At 40.3% G+C, this 10,179-nt stretch carries 7 protein-coding genes; 4 read left to right on the top strand and 3 right to left on the bottom strand.

Translation table 11 applies throughout. The annotated features are described in order from the left end of the window. The first annotated feature begins 83 nt into the window (after positions 1-83). Positions 84-1,262, top strand: a complete 1,179-nt coding sequence (locus ATC1_RS08620; protein ID WP_062280459.1) for an integrase catalytic domain-containing protein — start codon at positions 84-86, stop codon at positions 1,260-1,262. 390 nt (positions 1,263-1,652) lie between these two features. Here ATC1_RS08620 and coaE read toward each other — a convergent pair whose 3' ends face one another. From coaE to ATC1_RS08600, 3 genes are all read right to left on the bottom strand, one after another. Further along, the gene (gene coaE, locus ATC1_RS08615; RefSeq protein ID WP_062280457.1) at positions 1,653-2,315 is read right to left on the bottom strand and encodes a dephospho-CoA kinase; all 663 of its coding nucleotides are present in this window, start codon (positions 2,313-2,315) and stop codon (positions 1,653-1,655) included. A gap of 9 nt (positions 2,316-2,324) precedes the next feature. Next, entirely contained in the window at positions 2,325-3,548 is a 1,224-nt protein-coding gene (locus tag ATC1_RS08610; protein ID WP_172667743.1) for a tetratricopeptide repeat protein, read from the bottom strand. Between the two features lie 505 nt (positions 3,549-4,053). Next, positions 4,054-4,674 (bottom strand): hypothetical protein, encoded by a 621-nt coding sequence (locus ATC1_RS08600; RefSeq protein ID WP_062280451.1) that lies wholly within the window; start codon positions 4,672-4,674, stop codon positions 4,054-4,056. 266 nt (positions 4,675-4,940) lie between these two features. Between ATC1_RS08600 and ATC1_RS08595 the strand changes: the two genes are divergently transcribed. The 3 genes from ATC1_RS08595 to ATC1_RS08585 all read left to right on the top strand — a co-directional run bounded on the left by ATC1_RS08595 (position 4,941) and on the right by ATC1_RS08585 (position 10,122). After that, complete coding sequence (locus ATC1_RS08595; protein ID WP_062280448.1) at positions 4,941-5,705, top strand: SH3 domain-containing protein; 765 nt, start codon at positions 4,941-4,943, stop codon at positions 5,703-5,705. A gap of 156 nt (positions 5,706-5,861) precedes the next feature. Continuing rightward, on the top strand, positions 5,862-7,358 hold the full coding sequence (locus ATC1_RS08590; RefSeq protein ID WP_062280445.1) for a hypothetical protein: 1,497 nt from the start codon (positions 5,862-5,864) through the stop codon (positions 7,356-7,358). Positions 7,359-7,650: 292 nt separating this feature from the next. Then, complete coding sequence (locus tag ATC1_RS08585; RefSeq protein ID WP_062280441.1) at positions 7,651-10,122, top strand: helicase HerA domain-containing protein; 2,472 nt, start codon at positions 7,651-7,653, stop codon at positions 10,120-10,122. Positions 10,123-10,179: the final 57 nt, after the last annotated feature.

The raw sequence follows: 10,179 nt of genomic DNA, 5'->3' as shown, positions 1-10,179 counted from the left end.
CGACGTGAATCATAATTATTGTTACCCAAGAAGCATCGATGAATCAAAATAAATTGTTACCATAGGCTGCGGAGGAAAGGCTGATGGGTAACAAAATGAGTAAGAAAAGCAGGCTGGAATTAGCAACGCAAATACAATCCCGATATCTAAAAGCGAACAAGGCGGCGAAAGAAAAAATTCTCGATGAATTTGTAGAGAGTACCGGTTACCACAGGAAGACGGCGATACGCTTATTGCATTCAGATCTTCGGCCAAAGACGTTCAAAAAGAGACCTGGGCGAAAAAAGAAGTATCCACGAGAGATAATCAAAAAGTTGGAACGGTTGTACGAGATCAGCAATTATATCTGCGGACAGCGATTACAGCCATACATTTCCGAGCTGATAGATATACTGGAGCGATGCAATGAAATGTACTTCACATCTGAGGAAAAACGTCTGCTAACCGAGATGAGTTCGGCAACGATCAATCGAAATCTGAGGGAATACAAGAAAAACCATCAAGGAAAAGGCAAAACCATGACGAAGCCCGGCGGATTACTCAAGAAACAGATTGCGATCCGAACGGGGATGGACTGGGATGATAATCGCCCTGGATTTCTGGAGATAGACCTTGTTGCTCATTGCGGGCAATCAGCAGCAGGAGCTTTCTTTTACACGTTGACAGCTACCGATGTATGCACCGGTTGGACAGATAACTTCATTCTCCGGAACAAATCAAAGGAAGCCGTTGTGGAAGTGATGACTTTGCTTGAATCCCTTTTACCTTATCCCATCCTTGGTATTGATTCTGATAATGGCTCCGAGTTCATCAACCATCTCCTTTTTGATTATTGCAATAATCAGGAAAGAAAGATAATCTTCACCCGATCAAGGCCTTACAGGAAGAACGATCAAGCTCATGTTGAACAAAAGAACTGGGCCGTAGTCAGACGTTTGCTTGGATACAACCGCTTCTATACTCCAGACCATTTTTCACTCATTCAGCGAATTTATCAACTGAACCATGTGTTCAATAATTTCTTCCAACCTGTACGTAAGACCATTGCCAGACCAGATAAAGATGCCGGTGTCTTTTCTCCTAAATACGAATCTGCTAAAACACCTTACCGTCGTATCCTCCTTCAATCTGGTGTCTTATCCATTCCTAAAAAGGCCTCTCTTGTAAACCTGTATATTGCATCAAATCCCGTCAAGATCCTTGCAGAAATCAATGATCTGCTCCGTATTCTTGCCGAAACTTCTTCTTATCAAACAAAGTAACGATAAAAAAACGATAAAAATTGGCTACTTGGGTTTTTCGCTTTGGGCCAATTCCTATCGTTTATGGTAAAATGCCCCTGCACTTCCAGGGGATAGAGCTCTGCTGGGGAGCAACTCGAGCACTGGATGTGCCCAATTTACTATCGTAGAGATGCCTACACATCTCTACATTTTTCGTGACCGTTGGGTAACATTTTTATTTGATTCTTCGATCCCCGCAAAGTAACATTTTCTTTTGATACACACCGCAGCAATTAGAAATTTGATCAGTAATTTGAAGTTTGGTTTGACCTTTCGAATAAAACGAGGAAATTTGTTGTTAAGTCCAGCGCAAAAAGCCGCTTAAACAAATTTCTGCTCTTCTCATAAACAACTTTTCCAGATACTGTCTCAAGATGAAAATGGATTGGTACCATCCTGATAATCTTTCCAATCCAAATTGGCATCCATTTTTTCTAAAAGCAAAATCACTTTTAAACGTAATTCCGAGAGCGGCACATTTGAATTGATAATCGCATCAAAATCATCAAGATTCCAGCAAATGGATTTCTGTGCAGCAACACGAACCCGTGCTGATTCAACGGATAGTCCTCTTTTTTCCATAAGACGATGAATTTGCGTTTCCTCATTTGAAACAACAAGCCATTTTTGTCCGCAGAGTGATGCCAGATCCGTTGACATCAGTTTAATGGCTTCAATAACAACCGGCTGATCACTCTGTTCGATTAACAATTTTATACGCGCAATAATATAAGGATGAGAAACGGATTCCAGCCATTTTAATGCATCCTCATCCGAAAACACGAATTCAGATAAACGCATACGGTTAATGGAAGCACGTTCCGGATGATCCGGAAAGTCTAAGATTTTTTTCCCGAATCTGCCAACAACCGCATCAAATACTGGCGAATCTTTCTGAAAAACTTCATGACTGATTTGATCTGCATCAATCCCTAAAAAACCCAGCGATTCAAGTATTTTTCGAACCTCACTTTTCCCGCTGGCGATTCCTCCTGTCAGACCAATTATGATTTTTTGCTTTCGTTCTTCCATCTTTTTCCTTTAACGATACCCATATGAAGCGCAAATTGCCTGACCATCCCGCACAATTGACATCACCGTTTCATCATCCGCATAAACCATTTCTATATCTTTCGCTGTTTTTACAGCATCCTCACAATAGCGATTCACTTTCGTATGCATGTAGGCCAATGCTCCGACATAGCTGAAATAGTAAGTAACACTGGATCCTGATAATGGAAGTCCTTTAATCTCGATTAATGGGTTCCCGGGATCATCACACTCCCGTACAGTACAGCTTTCTAAAGCGCCGCACCCATAGGTCGCACATTTAAGCGCTTCAATGGCAGCTTCATAATTTCTGGCTTTGTAGTAATTTACACCCAAGCGGCCATACACATCCGCATTGTAAGGATTAATCTGCAGTGCCTTTTTAATATTTAATCCAGCTGCATAGAAATCTCCTGTCTGTGAATATGTATTTCCAATTGCCAAATAAGGCAAAGGATCCAGAATACCCAATTGGTCATTGATCCGTGCTGCTTTTGCAAACATCTCAAGCGCTTTGTCATAGTCTTTGATTTGACGCCAATTAACACCAACTCGAATCTGAAGAAACGTCATGTTGGGAGAAAGCTCCAACGCGCGGTTATAGGCATCAATTGCGCTGCGATATTGCCCATACGACTCAAGAAGAATTCCTTGAACGCGATAAACATCGAACATTTCTGCTTCAGCCTGTTTCCCATATTCCAGTGCCTGACCGATCATTTGCTCTGCCCGTTCATAATTTGCCTGATCAAGAAGTATCTCAGCGTAAAAAGCATATGCCATCGCATTTCTCGGACCGTAATCCACCGCACGGCGAATGTTATCCTCGGCAGTCGCAAGATATGTTTCGACCATATCCGGTCCGCACAGGTCTTCATCCGCATACCATAAATAAACCAACGCCAAAACAGCATAAATATTCGAATCTTCTGTAAAAACACTCTTTGATGATTCCAGTAGGTCAATTGCTTTCGTCAATGTCTCGATCTTCTCTGCATCAGTGGTTTGCGAACCGGTCATATAAGCTAATGCACGTCCCTGTTTCCAAATATATTCCGCTTTTTCCGGATCGATTTTTGCGGCTTCGCTGTAAGCATCCACGGTTTTCTGCAAATTTCCGGATGAAAATTGAGCTTCTGCTTCTAAAGCATAAGAGGCGGCTTCCCGTGTAGGAACAAGTGTCGGAAGCCAGGGAGATACAATTTTTTTTGTCACAACACTCTTCAATAAAAAGAAGCTTAATACGCATAAAAACATTAAAAAGATAACGACTCCGGAGTTGGATCGATTCTTATGTTTAAATTCCAGATTTTTCCCAGTCAAGTTCATATTCGTATTGTACTGCATCTGTTTTTATATTTTTTCTTATGATTCCCTAAAGGCAATCATACGTAATATGGAGAGGTCTTTTGAAAACAGAGAGAACGATAATTTCATCGGAGAAAGATTGATTTCACCATCAACTTGAGATGGTATGAATCGTAGATCGAAAAACAAAATAAAGCTCAGACATATTCCTGCTAATTGATTCCAGGAATTCTGATCAGTAACAGCAATACGAAATATAGGGGGAATCCTTTGTTGTTGTGATGTTTTTGCGCTTCGTGTAAAAAACATCACAACAACAAGTTTTTCCTTCTTTATTCGAATAGCAAGTCGATATTTCGAATTGCCGGATCAGTATGTTCGAATTGATAGAAAAGATGATTAAATTGATTAATCAGGGTCTGTCATTACAACCGTTCATATTATTACCGTATTCGCAGTACCAGCAGCTCCCCTGATAATAATTGAGTTCATCGAAACAATCTGCATTGTATAAACCAGTGATATATCCGTTCTCGTCATATACCAGATTTCCGCCGATAAAACAGGTCCCGTCAGCTGCATAATAACCGGCTTCTATACATTCCGTATAGGTAGAAATAGACTGAGGTGGATTTAAGATCCCATCAACTGCCGACATATACTGGTAGACCGTCTGCCGTAACTGCTGACATCTTAACGCTGTTTCGTTAGCTGAACCGGCATCTGGCAGAAAATTGTTATAGATTTCCCAAAAAGCGTCGGTCAGCTCAGGATGGAAATCTCCCATTAAGTAACTGAAGTTTTCGATGGATACGGAGAACTGTTTTTGAACAGTTTCAAAAGCGGAACCATCTCCGGAAGCAATTCGACTGGCAAAATCAAGCAAATTCTGAGACTCAATCGCCAATAAATTCAAAACTTGCTGAGCACGATCCGGTGGAATCGGAGATTGTGCACCGGCAGCCATATTTGGCAATAATAAAAAGAATAAACAGAACAGCAGGAGGATTTTGTGTTCAGTTCTCATTTTCATAAAGACCTCCAATAATAATTTCCCTTGATGATCAAACGTTTTTCAGAGAAAGAAAGTTTAATAAAAAAATGGATTTATAAAATTTCCTTGCTTCATTTTATAATTTCGAAATATTAAATTATCGATTTTTTCTTCGTGAATTCTTCTTAGCGGCAACTCTTGCAGTTACCCGTTGTGGTTTGATTGGCAATAACTGATTTCTGATAAAGCGTAGCTGCACTATACTATAATCCATTCATATGAAACATTGTCTGAACTGCTATCGAATGCTGCCAAACGATGCAAAAATCTGTCATTATTGCGGAACGGAACAGGCAGAGAAGAAACCTTTGCCCGGAAGAAAAATTGACTGTTGTCCGCGGTGTTTGTCTTTTCTGTATTCAGAAGAGAGCGGATGTCAATCTTGCGGATACATCCATCGATCAAAGAGAAATTATTCCGGATTGGTCATAGCGATTTTGGCTGTTCTGCTGGCATTCTTCCTATTGTGGCAAGCCGGATTTCTTCCCTGGATTCCGCATGGCGGTAAAGCCGTGCAATTCGTCATTAGAAAAGAAGATGGAACGCCGACGAACACCGCTGTGATGGAAGATTTGATCATGAGTCAATCAATCACCAGTACAATTTCATTAAATAGCACAGAAATAAACACTGCCGAACCGGATATGACAGAAACACCGACTGAAGAAAATGATTTGCTTTCAACGGAAGTTACACCTGTCATTCCAGTATCCACGATTGAACCAGTGACTTGTGGAAATTGGGATAATCGTCTGGGAATAGGTTCACACGGAAGTATCATCACAGGCGGACGATCCAGCAAAATTCGAAAAAGTCCATCGACAGACAGTGAACTTGCCGGCATCTTGAGATCCGGGCAGGAGTTTGTGGTAGAGGATGAAAAACCTGTTTGCAACAACGGATATCTATGGATAAAAATCACCACAGTACCGGATCAAATAACCGGATGGACAGTGGAAGCAGACCAGAACGGTTATTGGCTGAAACCAATAGACGAAATAAACGAATAAAACATCTTCCATATTACTTACAAAAATATTACAATACAGGAATGCAAACAAGCAGATCAATCAGCATGCTGCTACGATCTGAATGCAATACGATTTCAGCTTTCTTTGATTAATATCAACAACAATTTTCGAACGAAAAATTTTTCGGAGGGCTTTATGAAAAAAAGCATCGACATCGAGTTGTTCGACAAAATTCTGATAAAAGGCAGCATCTTTTATTTGATCTTACCAATTCTGTTGTTCATCTTCTTTTGGCTTGACGAAAAAGTAGCTCCGTTTATGTTAATTTTTTTATCGTTCTGCGGTTTTCGAATGGATCGTTCCATCGCCTTTCGAAAAGGTGAATACCAAATTACAAAAAGAAATCTGCTATCGTTATTGGTGGTTATTTCCCTGTTAATCGTCTGGTTCTATTTTTCCGGGATTGGCCGATTCGTCTACCAAAATTATGATCATCGATATAAAAATGCCATATTTCAAGATTTGATGACCTATCAATGGCCAGTGCATTTTCATGACGCGGTTTATAACAAACCGGCTATGCTCTGCTACTATTTTTTTTTCTGGCTTCCACCGGCATTGCTTGGAAAAGCCGCAGGTCCGTTTCGAGCAAATATCATCCTTTTTCTCTGGAGTCTGATTGGACTGGCGTTAGGTTACGGTCTCTTTGTCAGGCTTCGCAAGAAGATTTCTATCCTCGAAACACTTTTATTCATTTTTTTCAGCGGTCTCGATATTATCGGATTTCTACTGCTTCATAAATCGTTCCCTGATTTTGGATTGCATTTGGAAACATGGATCCCACAGATCCAGGTGAGTTCAATCACAACACAATTCTATTGGTCTTTTAATCAATTTATTCCGGTACTGATCGGTACTTTCTTACTCTTAAGCATAGACAGAAAAAAGAATTATATAGCAATCTTCTCCTTATTATTTCCTTATTCGCCTTATGCAGTAATCACATTAATTCCACTGGTTCTGTTATGGACAGTATCTGAAAACTATGGGTTGGAATCAAGATTTTCATTCAATTTCAAACAGATCGGGAGCAAGTTCCGTAACGCAATAAATATTGAGAATGTTTTAACGCCGCTGCTCATCATGGTTGTTTTTATTCCATTCTTCCTGATCAACTCAAAACGTGTTCCAATAGAAACAGCTAAGAACTGGATTCCCATCAAAGAATATTTGCTTGCCATTTTATTAGAATTCCTGATTTATTTTTTAATCATGATCCCAAAATTCAAATCAAATATATCGGGCTGGTGTATTGTCACTGTTTTATGTATCATACCGATCTTTTGTACGACTGATTTGAATATGATCCTCAGAGGAACCGCTCCGTTAGTCTTAATTTTACTGATGATGGTTTTAGATTTTTTATCAGAAAAAAGATATCTTCGTAGAAGAATTCTATTAATATGCCTGTTATTGATTGGAGCATGGACACCAAGCAGTGAAATTTATCGGATAATTGAAGCTACAATTCATCATGCTGAAAATCAGGAAGTCTTAACTTTCAGCAACAACGAATACACACCTGAATCGGGTTCCGTCGGAATTCTCACATATGTCAGCCCCGCTCAATATCTCTCTTATGAAGAGGATTATCAAGACAGTTTTTTCTACCGCTATCTTATGATTCGATAGCAGCCGCCAATTTTTCTATATAATTTTTTGGCGCTTCGCCACTGATGACTGAATAAAGATTTGATTCGATCTTTTTGATTTGCTTTAATAAATATAATTTTAGAGTATGAATTTCAATCCAACGCTCATAACACAAGTTCTTTCAGATACGCCACAATAAAATTTTCTCGCTATCTAAAAAGCATTTCCTTATTTCGAAGTATTGGATTCAATCAGAGTAACGCAAATTATCTGATCACATTGAGTATAATTAATTGGACAATTTACTTACAATTCATACAGGAGTTCGTCAATGACAGCAAAAGATCCGAAAAGGTTTTACCTTGGCAACTATATTGATGCACAAGGCAAATTAAGTGACGAAAAATTATTATACGATCCAGAGGATCTGAATACGCATTGCGTAATTACCGGTATGACCGGTTCCGGAAAAACCGGTTTGGGAATCGCTTTGCTGGAAGAAATTGCGCTGAAAAATATTCCTGCAATCATCATCGACCCGAAAGGGGATTTAACAAACCTCCTGCTCCATTTTCCTGAACTCAAAGGTGAGGATTTCGCAACCTGGATTGATCCTGAAGCCCCGCTCAGACAGGGAAAAGATCTTTACGTAATCGCTGAAGAGACCGCAGAAAAATGGCGTAAAGGTCTTCAAAGCTGGGGCTTTGAAAGCGAAGATATTGCATCGTTAAATAATATCTCTTATACCATCTTCACACCTGGTTCGACAGTTGGAAATCCGATTAATATTTTGTCCTCATTTGAAGCTCCGACAAGAACCTGGAAAGAAGGAGATGAAGACATTCGGCAAGAAATTTCGACATCGGTCACTGCACTGCTTGATCTTATCGGGATCAGCAATATTGATCCGATTCAAAGCAGAGAACATATCTTATTGTCGACCATCATCGAGCTCTATTGGAGTATGAATCGTAGTGTCAGTATCGAAGACATGATCAACGCTATTACCGATCCCCCATTTGAGAAGCTGGGAGCCCTTTCAGTCGAGACAATGTATCCAGAAAAAGAAAGATTAAAACTGGCGCTCTTACTGAACAATTTTTTAGCATCGCCGACATTCCAAACCTGGAATAAAGGGCCGAAGCTGAATATCGGGGATATGTTGTATACCGCTGATGGAAAAGCTCGTTTCAATATTTTCTATCTTCAGCATTTGAATGACCATGAGAGAATGTTCTTTGTGACCATGCTCTACTCGCGAATTGAAGCTTGGATGCGAACACAGACCGGAACTGGAAATCTCAGACTGGCAGTCTATTTTGACGAAATTGCCGGTTACCTGCCCTCTTCTGAAAATGAGAATCCGGCATCGCGGCCGATTATCATCCGGATGTTGAAACAAGCCAGAGCGTATGGCGTCAGTATGATTCTTTCATCCCAGAATCCAATCGATTTTAATTACAAGGCACTTTCGAATGCTGGAACCTGGTTTATCGGTCATTTACAGACGGAATGGGATAAAAATCGCTTACTGGATGGATTAATAACCAATTCTGGAGAAATCAATCGCGCTGAAGCAAACAAATTGATCGCATCACTGGAAAAACGACAGTTTCTATATATGAACGTCCATAAAAACGGGTTGCGAGTGTTTTCTTCACGATGGGCGATGAATTATCTGGCAGGTCCGTTGACGCGGAATCTGATACCATTATTGATTGAAAAAGGACTCAGCCAAAGCAATGACAGCAATGCCGGAATTATTCATCCGGAGAAAGCATCAGACAATCATATTCAAAATGAGGGAGAAGAAGTTATGTCACCGTTACCCAACAACAAGCCAGAAGTTCCTGAAGGATCGAAACCGGTCATCGCCCCTACCATTAATGAATACTATCGCAGAAGTGAAAAAACTGCCGAAGAATGCGGGGCAAGCAATTCGCAAATCAATTATTTGCCAGTGTGGGTTGCCCAAGCAGAAACTCGGATTTTTCAGCGTAAATACAATCTTGATTTTTCTGAAAAGAAAACTGCTTTGATTGATGACCCGAATATACGAGGTACATCCATCCGGTGGGAAGATTACGCAATCGATCCGATCGATCCTGCTACCCTGGATCAACGTCCTGAAAGTATGGATGCAAAGTATGAAAACCCGCCAGAGTGGATGCTGGATGACCGATCAGCAAAAACCCGTGAAACGGATTTCATCGATTATGTATACCGTTCCAGTAATATTCGCATTCATGCCAATGAAAAGCTGGAAGTGTATGCCAGTCCGGAAACCACCGAAGCTGAATTCTTTGAAATGTGCAAGGCAAAAATTGCCGAAGCCTCCCAGGCTGAACGCGAAAAATTGACCAAGGCATATGAAAAAGTGGTTGACAAGCTTGAAATCAAGATTCGAAAAGCTGAAGCCGATGTGGAGGATAAAAAGGATAAAGTCAACAGCCGTAATTTGGAAAAATATGGTGCATGGGGTGAGCTGGCATTATCCATTTTGACAAAGAAAAGGCGTTCCGTATCCTCTTCGCTTACAAAATATACACAGTCGGGCGCCGCTGAAAACGCTCTTGAAAAAGCTCAAATCGCATTGGATGCCGCTAATGAGGAACTGGAGAAAGAGATTGAAGCATTCAAAAATAATATTGACGAGGTAGAAGCTCGCTGGGAAACCATTGCGAAAGAAAACTCCGAGATCTCAATTGCACCAATGAAAAAAGATATCTACACAGATATTTTCGGAATTGTTTGGATGCCATATTATATGAATGATGCGGGAAAACTTGTAAAAGCGTTCTGATTTCTGCCTGCTTCATGAAACAATAATCTTGATTATTATTTCACCCTGAATAACTGT

Source organism: Flexilinea flocculi, from assembly GCF_001192795.1.
Classification (GTDB): domain Bacteria; phylum Chloroflexota; class Anaerolineae; order Anaerolineales; family Anaerolineaceae; genus Flexilinea; species Flexilinea flocculi.
This window is presented reverse-complemented; position numbering and strand designations above follow the sequence as displayed.

Bases quoted from the DNA above. Each gene is read 5' to 3' on its own strand.
- ATC1_RS08620 (WP_062280459.1), top strand. From the start codon at position 84: ATGGGTAACAAAATGAGTAAGAAAAGCAGGCTGGAATTAGCAACGCAA.
- coaE (WP_062280457.1), bottom strand. From the start codon at position 2,315: ATGGAAGAACGAAAGCAAAAAATCATAATTGGTCTGACAGGAGGAATC.
- ATC1_RS08600 (WP_062280451.1), bottom strand. From the start codon at position 4,674: ATGAAAATGAGAACTGAACACAAAATCCTCCTGCTGTTCTGTTTATTC.
- ATC1_RS08595 (WP_062280448.1), top strand. From the start codon at position 4,941: ATGCTGCCAAACGATGCAAAAATCTGTCATTATTGCGGAACGGAACAG.
- ATC1_RS08590 (WP_062280445.1), top strand. From the start codon at position 5,862: ATGAAAAAAAGCATCGACATCGAGTTGTTCGACAAAATTCTGATAAAA.
- ATC1_RS08585 (WP_062280441.1), top strand. From the start codon at position 7,651: ATGACAGCAAAAGATCCGAAAAGGTTTTACCTTGGCAACTATATTGAT.